At 46.2% G+C, this 15,852-nt stretch carries 17 protein-coding genes and 1 riboswitch; of the genes, 14 read left to right on the top strand and 3 right to left on the bottom strand.

Annotation, left to right across the window (positions count from 1 at the left end):
- Positions 1–82 precede the first annotated feature (82 nt).
- Positions 83–619, bottom strand: coding sequence for a peptide-methionine (S)-S-oxide reductase MsrA (gene msrA, locus ACQCVE_RS15995; RefSeq protein ID WP_426863392.1), 537 nt, complete (start codon positions 617–619; stop codon positions 83–85).
- Positions 620–708: 89 nt separating this feature from the next.
- Positions 709–824: riboswitch (SAM riboswitch) on the bottom strand.
- A 124-nt stretch (positions 825–948) separates the two neighbouring features.
- The gene (locus tag ACQCVE_RS15990) at positions 949–1,266 is read right to left on the bottom strand and encodes a thioredoxin family protein (RefSeq protein ID WP_426845382.1); all 318 of its coding nucleotides are present in this window, start codon (positions 1,264–1,266) and stop codon (positions 949–951) included.
- A 197-nt stretch (positions 1,267–1,463) separates the two neighbouring features.
- On the opposite strand from ACQCVE_RS15990, the gene ACQCVE_RS15985 reads away from it, so the two are divergent.
- The 7 genes from ACQCVE_RS15985 to ACQCVE_RS15955 all read left to right on the top strand — a co-directional run bounded on the left by ACQCVE_RS15985 (position 1,464) and on the right by ACQCVE_RS15955 (position 9,760).
- The gene (locus ACQCVE_RS15985; protein WP_426845380.1) at positions 1,464–2,555 is read left to right on the top strand and encodes a D-alanine--D-alanine ligase; all 1,092 of its coding nucleotides are present in this window, start codon (positions 1,464–1,466) and stop codon (positions 2,553–2,555) included.
- Positions 2,556–2,652: 97 nt separating this feature from the next.
- Complete coding sequence (locus ACQCVE_RS15980) at positions 2,653–4,032, top strand: UDP-N-acetylmuramoyl-tripeptide--D-alanyl-D-alanine ligase (RefSeq protein ID WP_426863391.1); 1,380 nt, start codon at positions 2,653–2,655, stop codon at positions 4,030–4,032.
- 78 nt (positions 4,033–4,110) lie between these two features.
- Complete coding sequence (locus tag ACQCVE_RS15975; RefSeq protein ID WP_426845376.1) at positions 4,111–4,836, top strand: alpha/beta hydrolase; 726 nt, start codon at positions 4,111–4,113, stop codon at positions 4,834–4,836.
- A 161-nt stretch (positions 4,837–4,997) separates the two neighbouring features.
- On the top strand, positions 4,998–6,494 hold the full coding sequence (locus ACQCVE_RS15970; RefSeq protein ID WP_426845374.1) for a DEAD/DEAH box helicase: 1,497 nt from the start codon (positions 4,998–5,000) through the stop codon (positions 6,492–6,494).
- Between the two features lie 264 nt (positions 6,495–6,758).
- Positions 6,759–7,721, top strand: coding sequence for a UV DNA damage repair endonuclease UvsE (gene uvsE / locus ACQCVE_RS15965; protein ID WP_426863390.1), 963 nt, complete (start codon positions 6,759–6,761; stop codon positions 7,719–7,721).
- A gap of 79 nt (positions 7,722–7,800) precedes the next feature.
- On the top strand, positions 7,801–8,280 hold the full coding sequence (locus tag ACQCVE_RS15960; protein WP_426845370.1) for a PH domain-containing protein: 480 nt from the start codon (positions 7,801–7,803) through the stop codon (positions 8,278–8,280).
- A complete protein-coding gene (locus ACQCVE_RS15955) occupies positions 8,270–9,760 on the top strand; it encodes a PH domain-containing protein (protein ID WP_426863389.1) in 1,491 nt (496 codons plus the stop codon). The genes ACQCVE_RS15960 and ACQCVE_RS15955 overlap by 11 nt, the downstream gene beginning before the upstream one ends.
- 48 nt (positions 9,761–9,808) lie before the next feature.
- Here ACQCVE_RS15955 and ACQCVE_RS15950 read toward each other — a convergent pair whose 3' ends face one another.
- Positions 9,809–10,399, bottom strand: coding sequence for a rhomboid family intramembrane serine protease (locus tag ACQCVE_RS15950; RefSeq protein WP_426863388.1), 591 nt, complete (start codon positions 10,397–10,399; stop codon positions 9,809–9,811).
- Between the two features lie 70 nt (positions 10,400–10,469).
- Between ACQCVE_RS15950 and acpS the strand changes: the two genes are divergently transcribed.
- From acpS to ACQCVE_RS15915, 7 genes are all read left to right on the top strand, one after another.
- Positions 10,470–10,835, top strand: coding sequence for a holo-ACP synthase (gene acpS, locus ACQCVE_RS15945; RefSeq protein ID WP_426863387.1), 366 nt, complete (start codon positions 10,470–10,472; stop codon positions 10,833–10,835).
- A gap of 104 nt (positions 10,836–10,939) precedes the next feature.
- Entirely contained in the window at positions 10,940–11,953 is a 1,014-nt protein-coding gene (locus ACQCVE_RS15940; protein ID WP_426845362.1) for a LolA family protein, read from the top strand.
- A gap of 530 nt (positions 11,954–12,483) precedes the next feature.
- Positions 12,484–13,662, top strand: coding sequence for an alanine racemase (gene alr / locus ACQCVE_RS15935; protein WP_426863386.1), 1,179 nt, complete (start codon positions 12,484–12,486; stop codon positions 13,660–13,662).
- A gap of 133 nt (positions 13,663–13,795) precedes the next feature.
- The gene (locus ACQCVE_RS15930) at positions 13,796–14,077 is read left to right on the top strand and encodes a CopG family ribbon-helix-helix protein (protein WP_035404384.1); all 282 of its coding nucleotides are present in this window, start codon (positions 13,796–13,798) and stop codon (positions 14,075–14,077) included.
- Between the two features lie 4 nt (positions 14,078–14,081).
- Complete coding sequence (gene ndoA / locus ACQCVE_RS15925) at positions 14,082–14,432, top strand: type II toxin-antitoxin system endoribonuclease NdoA (protein WP_035404386.1); 351 nt, start codon at positions 14,082–14,084, stop codon at positions 14,430–14,432.
- Positions 14,433–14,653: 221 nt separating this feature from the next.
- Positions 14,654–15,490: an STAS domain-containing protein gene (locus ACQCVE_RS15920; RefSeq protein ID WP_426863385.1), complete on the top strand. Its 837-nt coding sequence runs from the start codon at positions 14,654–14,656 to the stop codon at positions 15,488–15,490.
- Entirely contained in the window at positions 15,487–15,852 is a 366-nt protein-coding gene (locus ACQCVE_RS15915) for an STAS domain-containing protein (RefSeq protein ID WP_123913333.1), read from the top strand. Before ACQCVE_RS15920 ends, ACQCVE_RS15915 begins: the two co-directional genes overlap by 4 nt.

The following is a 15,852-nucleotide window of genomic DNA, read 5'->3' as shown; positions in this document are numbered from 1 at the left end:
CTTCGATATGTACTCTAAGATAATTTTTCCAACATCAAGAAAATCATGTACCAAAATAAAAAGAGTGCGGATTTCCGCACTCTTAACGATTTTTCCAATTCTGACTGATAAAAGCCTCGCGTCCGGATTCCTCACGCTCCTGCTTGTATTTTTCAGGGTTTTTTTTGTAAAAGCCCTGATGATGCTCTTCAGCCGGATAGAAGGCACTTGCTTCCTTGATTGGGGTTACGATCGGTTCTTTAAATTTTCCGCTTTCAGCCAGGAGCTGTTTTGAAGCTTCGGCAGCCTGGCGCTGTTCTTCCGTATGATAGAAAATAATGGCCCGGTAAGATTCCCCGCGGTCGATAAATTGGCCCTCATCATCCGTAGGGTCAATTTGCTGCCAGTAGAGCTCAAGCAGTTTTTCGTATGGGAAAACCTCTGGATTGTACCGGATTTGAACGGCTTCGGCGTGCCCTGATGTTCCGGATTTTACTTGCTCGTATGATGGGTTATCGATGTGCCCGCCTGTGTATCCGGAAACGATCCCGTGAATTCCGGGAAGTTCATCAAATGGTTTTACCATGCACCAAAAGCAGCCTCCCGCAAATGTTGCCGTTTCAATTTGAATGGCAGTCATGTCTTTTCCTCCTTTGATTTAAGAAACTGTAAAAACCCCTCTTCCTGAGCAGAAGAGGGGGGAATAATCTGAAAAGCAGACCGGCTCTTCTCTCATCTGCCGGGCAAAAAGCATATGCCCGCAGGAATTAGCACGGTTTCACATTTGCCGTGATCCGCTGCCGAGGCTTCGCAGGGCCATGTCCCTCCGCCTCTCTCGATAAGAGTGAATGAAATTAAAACGAGCATAAAACTGATTGAAAGGAAAGTCAAGGATTCTTACTCGTGCTGCCCAACCCGGGCAAAAGGTTGTTTGATCGGAAAGCAAAAAACACAAGCCGGAGCTTGTGCTTAAAGTTTTTCTGTAAGAAATTCACGAACCTGATCAGGTGTTTTGGCATTGGCGCTGTGCAAGTGACCGAGCTTTTCGCCGTTTTTGAAAATAAGAATGCTTGGAATTCCCATAACCTGATATTTTTCAGCTATTTCAGGGAACTCATCCTTATTGATCTCGAACCATTGAAAGTCCTTATATTCTTCAAGAATTTCATCAATGAAAAAGTTCATTCGCGTGCAATCGGGACACCAGTCAGCGAAGAATTTAACGAGAACTTCCTTATCAGATGAAATGAGCTTTTCGAATTGTTCGGTTGATGTAATTTTTTCCATATGCATAATCCCTCCTGCCACTATTTTAATACAAACTGCAGAAATAAACGACATTTTGATTTCGCACAAAAGTTTACAGATGTTCGAATGCTATAAAAGAATTGCAGGGCCAAAGATAACAAACAGGCTGGAAAATGATAAAATAGGAAGAGTGATGAAAAAAACGTGTACGTGATAGATTGAGGGGGAAATAAAACATGAAAATTAAACTCGGGCTTGTATACGGTGGAAAATCCGCAGAACATCAAGTCTCATTGCAAACAGCACTTGCTGTTATTAAAGCGCTGGATCTCAAGCAATTTGATATACATCCTATTTATATTACAGAAAAGGGAGAATGGATCCGCGGTGCACAGCTGTATGAGCCGGCATCCAGTGTATCTGCCCTGAAGCTTGGCGATTCTGAAGGGAAGGCGATTATGCCGTCTGCTCTGAATGCAGAGCTGTTTCCGTCTGCATCTGCTGACCAGGAGGAGAAGCCGTTTGATGTCATTTTTCCGCTTCTTCATGGACCTAATGGGGAAGATGGAACGATCCAGGGCATGCTTGAACTGATGAACCTTCCGTACGTTGGAAACGGAGTGCTTGCTTCAGCGGCGGGCATGGATAAAGTCGTTATGAAAAATCTATTTGCCCAGGCTGGTCTTGCGCAAGCCGATTATGTATGGCTGATCCGCAGCGAATGGAAAAAAGATCCGGAAACTGTTTATGCGAAGGTTGAAAACAACCTCGGCTACCCATGCTTTGTAAAACCCGCTAATCTTGGCTCAAGCGTTGGAATCAGCAAATGCAAAAACCGTGAAGAGCTGGAAGCGGCTTTTGAGGAAGCTTTCTCCTATGACCGTAAAATTATCATTGAAGAAGGAATCATTGGACGCGAAATTGAAGTAGGGGTAATCGGAAATGATGAACCGCAATGTTCCGTAACAGGAGAAATCGCTCCTAAAAAGGAATTCTACGATTATAAAGCGAAATACGTTGACGGTGACACCGATATGATGATTCCGGCTAAAGTGACGGACAGTGAATACGAGATGATTGAAAAAATGGCCGTTGCAGCCTTTAAAGCAATCGATGGCTCAGGTCTTGTGCGTGCCGACTTCTTTTTGACTGAGGATGGCAGAGCTTTAATAAATGAGGTTAATACGATGCCGGGCTTCACCCCGTTCAGCATGTTCCCGCTGCTTTGGAAGCACACCGGTCTTGAATACCCTCAGCTTATAGAAAAACTCGTTTCCCTGGCCATTGAACGGCATGAAGAGAAACAGCAGATTAAGCATACATTTTAATCATTGAGCGGCTGGCTGCCCGCTGCCTATTGAGTCTGCTTCAGGAGGTTCATTGAGGCAGAGGGAAGCCGGCCTCTTTCTGAAGGGAGATAACCGTATGATACAAAGAACATTAAAAGATATTCAAAGGATGGCGGGCGGAGAAGGCCTGTCTGATTCTTTTGAAGAAAAATCCGTAAACGGTGTTTCGACCGATTCGCGGAGCATCCTCCCCGGCTCGCTGTTTGTACCGATTACAGGGGAAAACTTTAACGGCCACCGCTTTGCCGGCAAGGCTATCAGTGAAGGTGCAGAAGCTGTCCTTTGGGATAGGAACGAGCCGAATCCGCCTGAAAATGCCCCTGTGATTTTTGTGGACGATACGCTCGTAGCACTCCAGACATTGGCTAAATCCTACAAAGAACAGCTTAACGTCAAGATAGCCGGAGTAACGGGGAGCAATGGAAAAACGACCACCAAGGATCTGCTCGCCTCTGCACTTTCTTCAGCGTATAAAGTACATAAAACTAAAGGGAATTTTAACAACCATATCGGACTTCCTCTCACCCTGCTTTCCATGCCGGAGGATACGGAAGTGGCCGTGCTGGAGATGGGGATGAGCTCCCGGGGCGAAATTGAGTTTTTATCAAATCTTGCCTGCCCGGATGCAGCCATCATCACCAATATCGGAGAATCCCACATGATGGAACTTGGTTCCAGAGAAGGCATTGCAGAAGCAAAGCTTGAAATAGTTTCCGGCTTAAAGGAGGATGGAATTCTTTTTTATTTTGGAGATGAACCTTTGCTTCAGGAAAGAGTGCCTTTAATGGAGATAAAAACCGTCACCTTCGGAGATAAGGCCACCAACAGCTTATATCCGGCAGACATCGTTCAGTCAGATGAAGGTGTGGCGTTTACCGTACAGCCCGGGGGAGAACGGTTTATGATTCCGGTTCTGGGAAAGCATAACGTATGGAATGCGCTTGCCGCGATTGCGGCCGCCCGTCATTTGGGGGTTAGTGATTCGGATATCAAAAGCGGATTAAGCAAGCTTGCCATGACTTCTATGAGACTTGAGCTGACTAAATGTGCTAAAGGCTGGACCGTCATTAATGATGCATACAATGCAAGCCCCACCTCGATGAAGGCTGCGATTACGCTAACAGAAGATCTTGAGGGATATGCACGTAAAATCCTGATTCTTGGGGATATGCTTGAGCTGGGTGAAAATGAGGCTGAATTTCATCTGGAAACAGGCGAACATATCACCAAAGGCAAAATCGACCGTGTGTTCACCTATGGAGTCCTCGGCGAAAAGATAGCAGAGGGAGCGGCAAGGAAATTATCTGCTGGAGAGGTAGAAAGCTTTACAGATAAGTCGGATCTGATTGCTGCCGTAAAACGATTTGCCCGGCCAGGTGACCTGTTCCTTGTCAAGGCATCAAGAGGCATGAGGCTGGAAGAAGCGGTAGAGGCACTAAAAGAAGAGAAGGAATAAAAAAAGCCCCGGAAAACATTTTTATTTTCTCCCCGGACGGGTAAACCTGTATATGAGGTTTATTATGGGAGGGATAGGATGAATGGCTGTCTGTTCATACATGGATTTACGGGTGCCCCCTATGAGGTAGAGCCGCTTGCTGATTATGTCAGAAAGAATACCGATTGGGAGGTTCGAACGCCATGCCTTCCGGGGCACGGCGATTCGGACTCGCTCAAAGGAATTGCTTTTGAAAACTGGATTGACTGTGCGGAAGAAGAATTGAAGAGCCTTTTGGAGCATTGCGGGGAAGTATATGTTATTGGTTTTTCCATGGGAGGCATGATCGCTTCCTATCTGGCTGAGAAATATCCGGTTAAAAAACTCATTCTCCTTAGTGCAGCCGCTTATTATGTGAATCCTCGGCAGTTCATTAAAGATATCCGGGGAATGGTCCAGGATCGCTTCAAAGGCCTCCTCCATGAAAATGAAATCTACTTGCGCTATCGAAAAAAAATACTGGAAACTCCGATTATGGCTACCCTGCAATTCCGAAAACTGGTAAACTATGTAAAGCCAAGGCTTCCTGGTATTCGCATCCCCGTATTGATTGTTCAAGGCGAATGCGACGGGATTGTGCCGGTGAAAAGCGCCCATTTTCTGTACAAAAAAATCGGCTCACAAAAGAAAAAACTGTGTTTCCTCCCTTCCTCAAAGCATCTAGTCTGCCACGGGGGGGACTTTGAAGCATTGGCAGAAGAAGCCGGGGAGTTCCTCGGAATCACACCCTCTCACAGACGAGAGCACCAAAAACAAGAGGGATAAATATTGGATTTTTTACCTGATTGTATTCAGTGTCATATCATGGTATGATTAAATTTAAGTGTTTACGGGCTTCTTAAAAGAAGATATGAACTGGAACTTAAGTCTGTGAAGACTATAACTAAGTCTGAGAAGACTGGATAAATAAAGGAGTATGAATAAATTTGAATACAAAGTTTCAAGATCTAGGTTTAAGCGAAAGTCTAATGAAGGCAATTAACAAAATGGGTTTCGAAGAGGCGACCCCGATTCAAGCCCAAACCATTCCTCTAGGCCTTCAAGGGAAAGACATTATTGGACAGGCGCAAACCGGTACAGGTAAAACTGCAGCATTCGGCTTACCGTTAATCGAAAAAATCGAGCCTGAAAACCAAAACATCCAAGCGATCATTATCGCACCGACTCGCGAGCTTGCGGTTCAAGTATCTGAAGAGCTTTACAAGCTAAGCTACTACAAGCGCTCCCGCGTTCTTCCTATCTATGGAGGACAGGACATCAGCCGTCAAATCCGTGCGCTGAAGAAAAATCCTCATATCATCGTGGGAACACCTGGACGTTTGCTTGATCACATCAACCGCAAAACATTAAAATTGGACGGCGTGCATACAGTCGTTCTTGACGAAGCAGATGAAATGCTGAACATGGGATTCATTGAAGATATCGAATCCATCCTTTCCAATGTTCCTGATAATCATCAAACTCTTCTTTTCTCAGCGACAATGCCGGATCCAATCCGCCGCATTGCGGAACGATTCATGAAAGATCCTGAAGTTGTGAAAGTACAAGCGAAAGAAGTAACGACTCCAAACATTCAGCAATTTTACATTAATACACATGAAAAACAGAAATTTGATGTTCTGACACGCCTTTTGGACATCCAGTCTCCGGAGCTTGCGATCGTTTTCGGACGTACGAAGCGCCGTGTAGATGAACTGACAGAAGCTCTTAACCTTCGCGGATATACAGCTGAAGGCATTCACGGTGACCTGAGCCAGGCACGCAGAATGTCCGCGCTCCGCAAATTTAAAACAGGAAATATTGACGTACTCGTTGCAACGGATGTAGCAGCGCGCGGATTGGATATTTCCGGCGTTACTCACGTTTACAACTTCGATGTGCCTCAGGATCCTGAAAGCTATGTTCACCGTATCGGACGTACCGGACGTGCAGGAAAAACCGGTATGGCCATGACATTCATTACATCAAGAGAAATGGATATGCTGAAAAGCATTGAGCGTACAACAAAACGCAAAATGGACAAAATGAATCCTCCAACTCTTGACCAGGCACTTGAAGGCCAGCAAACGATGACCTCCGAGAAAATTCGTTCTGTTATTGAAGAAGGAAACCTTTCCTACTATTCAAAAGCAGCAACTCAGCTTCTCGAAGAATTCGATGCAGAAGCAGTTGTATCAGCAGTCATCAAACTTATGACAAAAGAGCCGGATCAAACTCCGATCAAATTGACAGACGAACCGCCTGCATTCTCTAAACGCGGCGGCGGAAAAGGCTCAGGCGGAGGCAACCGCAATCGCCGCGACGGCTACAACAGCCAGCGCAGCGGAGCGAAAAAAGGCAACCGTTCTTACAATGATAAAGGCCGTTCCCAGCAAAGAAGAAGCGGCACAAGCGGCAGCAAAAACAAAGCTTACTCTAACTAATCACCAGTAAAACAGCACTCCGATTGACGGGTGCTGTTTTTTTTGATCAGTAAGCGGAGTGTGGGTCTTCATCAGCACCAGGGCGCTTTTACTTGAGTGCCCTTACAGCAGCAGGCCGGTTGGATATATGGTGCGCTGCTGGAAAGTACCGGAAGGCTGTCACCCGCTATCATCCTTCTGTTTTTAAACTCGCCTCCAGACTCCTGACGTCACTCCTTTCTGGACATACTAACTGAAATCAGATAAGAGGAGGCCGGTTTCCGTATGTATATCCGGTTAGGTTACGCAGCCATGAGTTCTGAGCTTCACAACGCTTCCCCATCCAAAACGATGACGTATGCTCAATTTAGCCGATTGAAGAATCGGGAGGCAGCGCTGCTAAAGCTCGAAAGGATTGCGCTTGAGAACATTCGGAACTGTTTGAGGCTGCTGAAGCATAACGCTTGGAGTGAGATTCATTTTTTTCGTTTCAGCTCAAGGCTTGTGCCGCTTGCGAATCATCCTGAGCTGAAGGATTGGGATTTTATGAAGCCCCTGCTGCCCGAGTTTGCGGAGGTGTCCCGATTTTTGTCAAAGCATCCGATGAGAACAGACTTTCATCCGGATCATTTTGTGCTGCTGAATTCCTCTAAACCGGAGATTTTGAAAAATGCGCTGCAAACGCTGAAGATGCACCGGGACATGCTTAAGGCGATGGGCATTAATGAAGAGCACCGGTGTGTTCTGCATACAGGTGGAGCACATAAAGACAAGGACAAGGCTTTGGAGCAGTTTATTCACAACTGGGGGTTTGTTCCGCATTCCCTTCAAAAACTGATTATGCTTGAGAACGATGATTCAGCTTTCCATGCGAAGGATGTTCTTTATTTATGCGAAAAGCTGGGAATCCCGTTCGTGTTCGACTACCATCATCATCTTGCTCATCATGAATCACCCGAATGGGAAGAGGACTGGCTTCGAGGCTTGGAAACCTGGAAGCGTTCGAGTCTTCCTGTTAAGATGCATATCTCAAGTCCGAGGAGTGAGAAAGAATTCAGGGCTCATTCTGATTTTGTCGATCCTCAAATGTTTGCTGATTTTTTAAATGGTGTAAAAGGGAGTGCAAGCCACATTGACTGTATGGTTGAGGCCAAACAGAAGGATGGGGCTCTGTTCAGACTGATGGAGGATTTAAAATCCGAGTCATCCTTTGAAAAAGTGGATGGAAGCAGTTTTTATTGGAAGTGAAGGCCTTTGCCCGTACAATGGAAAATGAGGAACTTTTTTCTTTTTTAAACCGTATTTCATACAGGAGGGGGAATCGGAAATGAGAGAGAGACCGCAGCATCAAATCAGCAGAAAGGCCAGGACGGTCTGGCAGATAACCGGCCTGTTAACAGCTTTAGTCTTCATCTTGGCGGATGTTGGAATTGGTTTTTTAATTGCCTACGGCGTATGGCCGTTTTGGACGGCTATGATAGGAGCAGCAGGTACGCTGCTGTATTTGGTGATCGGAGTGTGGCTCGTGCCTATGTACCGACAGCGTTTTTGGAGGTACGAGGTTCATGAGCATGAAATCGATTTGCAGCATGGATGGCTTAATGTGCAAAGAACCATAATTCCGATGGTGCGTGTTCAGCATGTGGATACGAAGCAGGGGCCGCTTTTGAGGAAATACGAGCTTGCCACTGTAGAAATTTCCACCGCTGCTACGAAGCATGAAATTCCGGCATTGGACATGGAGGAGGCGGACCGTCTCAGGGACTTTATTTCGAGGCTCGCCAGGGTGACCGATGATGATGTCTGAACCGAAGCGGCTCCATCCGGCAGCAGCGATCATCAACTTTTTAAAGCTTTTGAAGGATATGATTATTCCGCTTGTAATCTTTATCTTTGTTAACCGCGCACCTGGCATGCTCGGCCTCCTTTTATATGCCGGGGCAGGACTGTTTCTGGTGGTGCTCATCGTGTTCAGTGTGATTAAGTGGCTGAAGTTTACATATAGAATTGAAGAGGACGAGCTCCGGGTTGAGCAGGGGCTGTTTGTAAAGCAGAAGCGTTTTGTGCCGATTGAAAGAGTGCAAACCATTAACACCCGTGCGGGAATTATTCAGCAGCTGTTCGGTCTTGTCAAGCTTGAAATTGAAACGGCGAGCGGCGGGGCTGAAGCGGAAATAGAGCTTACAGCCATATCAAAATCCGAAGCAGCGGCCATTCAGAAGGAGCTGAGCGAGAGAAAGATAAAAATTAAGGCTGGGCCCGAGGAAATGGAGGATGCTGCACCTGAATGCAATGCCGGAGAGGAAAAACGGAAGACGTATAAAATGACCGGTAAAGAATTGCTGATTGGGGCGGCTACCAGCAGCGGAATAGGGGTTGTTGTCTCAGCGGTTTTTGCGTTCGGCTCCCAGATCGATGAATTGCTGCCGGTTGAGTCCATCCTGAAGCGGTTTGAATCATTGACCTCTGCGGGAATCCCCTTTCTAGCCTTTCTGATTTTTCTTGGATTTCTCCTGGCCTGGCTATTGAGTATGGCAGGTATTTTATTGAAGTATGCGAATTTCACAATGGAACGAAGAGGCGATGATTTTATCATCTCAAGAGGACTTCTAGAAAAAAACCAGCTGACCATTCCCATCAAAAGGATTCAAGCTGTTAAAATTACCGAGAATCCTTTGCGGCAGCCGCTTGGCTATGCAACTGTCCAGCTGATTTGTGCAGGGGGAAAGCAGGACGCTGACGGTTTATCCGCCGCTATCTTTCCGTTCGTCAAAACCAGTCAAATTGGTTCCTTGCTGGAGTCATTTTTGCCGCAATACGCGTACCGGACTGAAAAAGTCCCGGTTCCGAAAAGAGCGCTCAGAAAGTATTTGCTTCGATACGGGTGGCCTTTTATTATCCCTGCGGGCATCATCATTTATATGTTTCCGCCTTGGGGATGGCTTTCTCTCATCCTGCTTCCGCTTTCTGCGCTATTCGGCTATTTCGCCCACAGGGATTCTGGCTACCGGCTGGAAGAGGAGCAGCTGATTCTTTATATGAGGGCGATATCCAGATCCTCTGTGATTCTCCCTATTAAAAGAATGCAGCAGCTTCAAGTGAATCAAACCGTTTTTCAAAAACGGCAGAAGCTAGTAACAGTGAAGACTTCGGCCATGGCAAATGTGCTCGGGGCTCATTTTTCGGTGAAAGATCTGGAGCTTGAGGATGGAATCGTCCTCTATGACTGGTATTCGAACAGACCCCCGGAGCGGGCGGGCGGCAATGCGGACAGCGGAAAGGATTGAAAGAAGATAGCAGCGTTTGTTTCCGCAAGCGGGCAAACGCTTTTTTCTTCAAATATTTCTTTTCAACAAAAGCGCAGAGAGCACAAACCCTGCTGCCAATCCAAAGATATGAGCAGTCACATTAACGGACGGAGAGAGGAATGATGCGGCAAGGCTCATGGCTAAAATGATAAAAAGGACTTGTGATTGTGCAGGGCTGATCCGGTTTTTGCGGTTTAATGCCATAAACAGCCAGCATCCGAACAGTCCGAAAATGGCTCCGGATGCACCGACATGGCTGTACTCCGGAGGGAGAAGGATAAAGGTCGCTGCATTTGCGGCGATCCCGGATCCGGCATAGAGTAAAGCGAGCCTCGCCTTGCCAAGCATCTCTTCAAGCGGCGGTGCTGCAACAGCAAGTGAAAACGAATTAAACAGGAGATGGGTAAAGCCTGCGTGAAGAAAAATTGGAGTGATCAGCCTCCACCACTGGCCGTGTGCAATGGCAGAGTTGAACCCATCTGCCTGTGAAAACCAATAAGGGCTGTCCTGAAAAGGGAGGGAAAAGAATCCCCAGATCAGAATGTGCAGACCTATTATAAAAGAGGTTAACGGAAATTTGGAAAGATAGGATGAAAAGCTTTCGTTACGAATAAACAATCGGACTCGCTCCTTTCGAGGGTTACTTCATTTATATGGAGCGATTGGCTGAATAGTACAGGGGGACCCGATGATTACAGGAATTGGACTGGATATAGTGGAAATCAACAGAATACGGGCTTTGGAGGATCGGCAGCCCCGTTTCGCAGAACGTATTCTGGGCGAAAAGGAGCTGAAGATTTACCAGGGGTTAAAAGGTTTGCGGAGGACAGAATTTCTGGCAGGCCGGTTTGCGGGAAAAGAAGCTTTTGCTAAAGCATCCGGCCTCGGAATTGGAAAATCGCTAAGCTTTCAGGATATTCAAATCACAAAAGAAAAAAGCGGCAAACCGGTTGCTGAATCCCCGCACTTAGGCGGAACCGCCGTTCACGTTTCCATTACCCATACGAAAGAATATGCTGCCGCACAGATTATCCTGGAGAGCCTGTCAAGCTAGTCTGCATATTCACCCGCTCCGCCTCATATATTTGTATCGGAATGAGAGAGACAAGTGTTATAACACTGTTTTTCTGTGAGATAAAACAAAGGGGCTGAAAAAGGGTGAAAAGAAGCTTATGGTTATTGCTTGCAGGACTTATGGCTGTTTTTCTATTGTCTGCATGCGGGGACAAATCCCAGAATGACGTGGTCAAGGGGCTGGATAAGAAGGTAGAGGAGCTGAAAAGCTACAAAACCAATGCGAAAATGACACTGCAGACGGGAAGCGAGCCGCAGGTATATGATGTGGAAATCTGGTTTAAAGAGCCATCCTTTTACCGCGTCAATTTGAAAAACCCGGCTAAAGAACAGAGCCAGATGATTCTCCGGAATGAAGAAGGTGTCTATGTATTGACGCCGGCACTGAACAAAAGCTTCCGTTTCCAAAGCGAGTGGCCGAAAAACAGCAGCCAGGCCTATCTGTTTGAATCCCTCGTAAAAGATGTGATCGCCGATAAAAAAGCAGTTTTCAAGGCAACAGATAAGCAGTATGTATTCGAAACAAAAACCAATTATCAAAACAATTCAATGCTTCCAATGCAGGAAATCACCTTCAATAAGAAAGATCTGTCACCAGCGAGTGTAAAGGTGATGGACCCGGACCGCAACGCTCTTATGACCGTAGAGTTCAAAAACTTTGAATTTAATCCTTCCTTTGATAAAGATTCCTTTAATATGGAGAAAAACATGTCTTACGGAATGATGGATATGCCGGCAGCAGCGCCGGTGAACAAAGAGCCTTTTGCTGTCAAATATCCGATGGAATTCCCTGAAGGGGTCAAGCTCATTCAGGAAAAAGAGCTTGAAACAAGCAACGGGAAGCGCATTGTCATGACATTTGGCGGTGAGAAGTCCTTTACGATGATTCAGGAAAGAGCCCGTGTATCCCCGGCTTCCGCGAAGGCGGTTGCAGTAAGCGGGGACCCGGCTGATCTCGGATTTACAGTCGGGACGATTACAGAAAACTCCATCTCCTGGATTGCCGACGGAGTGGAATACATGATTGCCTCCGAGGATATGACACAGGATGAAATGATGGATGCGGCGAGGTCCGTACAAGGTCAGGCAGCGAAATAACGTGCGAAAAAGTGCTTAGAGCTGGCTCTAGGCACTTTTTTTACGCCTGCTGTACGGTTTAATAAATGGCCCTTCCTCCGTCCCCCGCCCCACTAAAGCGCCAAACCTCCGACACCGCTTTGATGTGCACCTTGAAGGACTAGGGTTTGCGAAGTCTATGCTCTGTCCCTGAAAAGCCTGAAAAATGGGGTCGGAGGCAGCCTCCGACCCGGCTTATGTCTGCTTGAATTCCTCTGTCCCCCATGACCAAATATAGCTGTGGGAGTAAGGATGCGGCGATTCTGCCTCTGTCCCCCTGTCCTTTAACGTAACAGGGGTCGGAGGCATCAGACAGGGCGATCTGACCAGCCAATCGTTCAGTCATTCTGCTGCACTGTTCTTAAAACGTTTGGTTCATAAACAAGGCCGGGTAATCTCAGTAAACGCCATCGCCGGAAAATCATTTTTGTTCCAGCCCTCTGTTTGACAAGTGCAGTGCCGGAATCGGATAATCGTTAATAGGTTAAATTTTGGCGGAGGATGAGCAGGGAATGAATGAGAATGTTTCTTTTTACCGTGATACTTGGGCAGAAATTAATTTGGACGCCATTGAATACAATGTAAAGAGCATGGTGGAGCATCTTGGAGGGGAAGGGACGGTCATTGCGGTTGTTAAGGCAAATGCATATGGGCATGGAGATTATGAAGTTGCCTGTGCCGCTCTTGAAGCAGGGGCTGATATGCTTGCTGTAGCATTCGTAGATGAAGCTATTTCCTTAAGAGAAAAAGGGATGAAGGTGCCGATTCTTGTTCTGGGTGCTTCAAGACCAGAGGATGTTCAGGTAAGCATAGACTATGACATCACACTCACAGCAATCTCACTGGAATGGGTAAAAAAGGCAGAGCAGTTTGCAAAAGAAGGAGTTCTACAATTTCATATTAAGCTGGATACAGGCATGGGGAGGCTTGGGATTACTGAAAAAGAGGAATTGGACGAACTCATTCAGTTTGCTGCCGATTCTTCGAGTCTCAGCGTCCGTGGAATCTTTACTCACTTTGCTGCAGCGGATGAGCTGGAATCAGATTATACCGACTGCCAATTTGCTGCTTTTAAAAAGCTTTTGGGAGGGATCAGCAATAAAGAATGGCTGATTCACTGTGCCAACAGTGCGGCCGGTCTCCGGTTTAAGGACCGTATTTTTAATACTGTCAGACTTGGAATTGCGATGTATGGCCTGTCCCCTTCAAAGGAAATGAATAAAGAGCTTCCCTATTCACTGCAAGAGGCCCTTTCGCTCCATACGAAAATCGTTCATGTTAAAAAGCTTCCAAAGGGCGGAAAGGTAAGCTACGGTGCCACTTATACAGCGCAGGAAGATGAGTGGATCGGGACGCTGCCGGTCGGCTATGCGGACGGCTGGCTGCGGCAGCTGAAAGAGTCGGAGGTAATTGCAGGGGGAAAGCGGGTTCAAATAATCGGCAGAATTTGCATGGATCAGTGTATGATCAGGCTTCCGGAAAAAATGCCGGAGGGGACTAAAGTTACGCTGATTGGAAGACAGGCAGAAGAATATATTCCGATTGACGAAATAGCAGACCGCCTCGAAACGATTAATTACGAAATCCCTTGTATTTTGTCGGCCCGAGTCCCCCGTATGTTTTTGCGGAATAAGAGTATAATGGAAGTTAGGAACCCCATTATCCAATCACATTCAGCTTTGAAAGGCTGATGGATAGGGCCTGGTCATGGCTGCTTTCCATTAAGAGACAATTTAGAAAATAGTTTGCTTCTCTCATGAATAGTGGTATGATTGACTATGGAATGGAATAACGGGTGTGCAAGTTTGGTGGAGGTGTATGTTTGTGTCTGAATCCAGCGCAACGACTGAAATTATGATCCGCTTACCGCAGACATTAGTGTCGGAATTGGACAGTCTTGTCAAACAAGAGAACGGAAATCGAAGCGAGCTTATTTATCAGGCGACAAAAATGTATCTTCGTGAACGCAAAAAACGCCAAATCCGTGAATCCATGAGACGCGGATACATGGAAATGGCCAAGATTAACCTCAATATTGCTTCCGAAGCTTTCATGGCAGAATCAGAGGCTGATCATACCGTAGACCGCTTAGTAAGCGGAGGTTGATCCTTTGATTGTTAAACGCGGCGACGTTTATTTTGCTGATTTATCTCCTGTGGTGGGTTCTGAACAGGGTGGCGTTCGTCCAGTTTTAATCATTCAAAACGATATCGGGAACCGGTTTAGTCCTACTGTCATTGTTGCAGCGATAACTGCTCAGATTCAAAAGGCAAAATTGCCGACTCATGTCGAGATTGATGCAAAGCGCTATGGGTTTGAACGGGATTCTGTCATTTTGCTTGAGCAAATCCGTACCATAGATAAACAGAGACTAACGGATAAGATTACTCATCTTGATGACGAAATGATGGATAAAGTGGACGAAGCCTTACAGATTAGCCTCGGACTTATTGACTTTTAAGCACATACGAATGGTAAAAGGGAGCTGCTCTATCCGGCAGCTTCCTTTTTACTATATTTTATTCTATTAAGGGAAGCGGGGCCCGGCTATGACTGGGATTAGCCCAAAGCCCACAAGTTGGAAACAAGTTTTACCGGCAGATTCCTTTTTTTTGTTTACATAAATAGGTATAATATGAGCAGTATGGTTATTTAACCTATCGGGAATAAGGGGGGTTTAACATGGCGCAGAACGACCAATCAATTGCAGATTATATACGCGGGAACCAGACGGAAATTCTTGAAGAATGGCATGAAGCGCTTAAAGAGCTGGATGACCGTAAATATTCAGAGCTTATGTCTGAATCAGCCTACCGTAAAACAGCGCAGGAATTTTTAAGTATTCTTCTTCAGCATATGGAAGGGTCCGCTGAAAACCTGGAGGATCTTCTTTCCGGTTTCACAGCGCGCCTGGTCCAGGCAGGCTGGTCGCTTACTTTTATCACAAAAGGAATGAAAAAGCTCGGCCTCATTATTTTTTCCGGCATGACAAAGGATGCTTCAGAAGACCGCAAGATGCAATTGGTCTGGGAATTTGACCGGGAATTCTCCCCATTGTCAGAAGAACTGCTTTTTGAATATGCATCTTCATGGGAAAGGACGGTCTCCCTGCAGAAAATTGCCCTGCAGGAATTATCCGCCCCTCTTATTCCTGTTTTCGAACATATAACGGTCATGCCTTTAGTCGGCACGATTGATACTGAAAGAGCGAAACGAATCATGGAAAACCTGCTCGATGGCGTTGTAAAGCACCGCTCGCAAGTCGTGCTGATCGATATAACCGGTGTACCGGTAGTGGACACAATGGTCGCTCACCATATTATTCAGGCATCAGAAGCGGTTCGGCTGGTAGGGGCAAAGTGCCTTCTTGTCGGTATTCGCCCGGAAATCGCTCAGACAATTGTGAATCTCGGAATCAGCCTCAATCAGATTACGACGAAAAATTCACTTCAAAAAGGTATTGAAGCGGCATTAGAAATGACCAATAGAAATATTGTTTCAACGGGGGAATCAGAATGAGAACGCCTAGAATACCTATCCTTAAATTAAAAGATTGTCTGCTCATCTCCATACAATGGGAGCTGGATGATCAAACCGCCCTGCAATTTCAGGAAGATCTGCTTCACAAAATTCACGAAACAGGAGCAAATGGAGTCGTCATTGATCTGACTTCTGTTGATGTGATTGATTCGTTTATCGCCAAGGTTCTTGGAGATGTGATCAGCATGTCCAAATTAATGGGCGCGGCGGTTGTTCTTACAGGCATTCAGCCTGCTGTAGCTATAACGCTGATTGAGCTCGGCATTCAGCTGGAGGATGTAAAAACCGCACTAGATTTAGAAAAAGGACTTGAGACACTTCAGCAGGAATTGGGGGAATAG

The organism is Metabacillus sp. 113a (assembly GCF_050107635.1).
Classification (GTDB): Bacteria; Bacillota; Bacilli; order Bacillales; family Bacillaceae; genus Metabacillus_B.
This window is presented reverse-complemented; position numbering and strand designations above follow the sequence as displayed.

Coding starts and splice junctions, on each gene's coding strand:
- ACQCVE_RS15960 (WP_426845370.1), top strand. CDS start 7,801: ATGAGAGAGAGACCGCAGCATCAAATCAGCAGAAAGGCCAGGACGGTC.
- ACQCVE_RS15980 (WP_426863391.1), top strand. CDS start 2,653: ATGATACAAAGAACATTAAAAGATATTCAAAGGATGGCGGGCGGAGAA.
- ACQCVE_RS15985 (WP_426845380.1), top strand. CDS start 1,464: ATGAAAATTAAACTCGGGCTTGTATACGGTGGAAAATCCGCAGAACAT.
- alr (WP_426863386.1), top strand. CDS start 12,484: ATGAATGAGAATGTTTCTTTTTACCGTGATACTTGGGCAGAAATTAAT.
- ACQCVE_RS15975 (WP_426845376.1), top strand. CDS start 4,111: ATGAATGGCTGTCTGTTCATACATGGATTTACGGGTGCCCCCTATGAG.
- ACQCVE_RS15955 (WP_426863389.1), top strand. CDS start 8,270: ATGATGTCTGAACCGAAGCGGCTCCATCCGGCAGCAGCGATCATCAAC.
- uvsE (WP_426863390.1), top strand. CDS start 6,759: ATGTATATCCGGTTAGGTTACGCAGCCATGAGTTCTGAGCTTCACAAC.
- ACQCVE_RS15915 (WP_123913333.1), top strand. CDS start 15,487: ATGAGAACGCCTAGAATACCTATCCTTAAATTAAAAGATTGTCTGCTC.
- ACQCVE_RS15990 (WP_426845382.1), bottom strand. CDS start 1,266: ATGGAAAAAATTACATCAACCGAACAATTCGAAAAGCTCATTTCATCT.
- ACQCVE_RS15920 (WP_426863385.1), top strand. CDS start 14,654: ATGGCGCAGAACGACCAATCAATTGCAGATTATATACGCGGGAACCAG.
- acpS (WP_426863387.1), top strand. CDS start 10,470: ATGATTACAGGAATTGGACTGGATATAGTGGAAATCAACAGAATACGG.
- msrA (WP_426863392.1), bottom strand. CDS start 619: ATGACTGCCATTCAAATTGAAACGGCAACATTTGCGGGAGGCTGCTTT.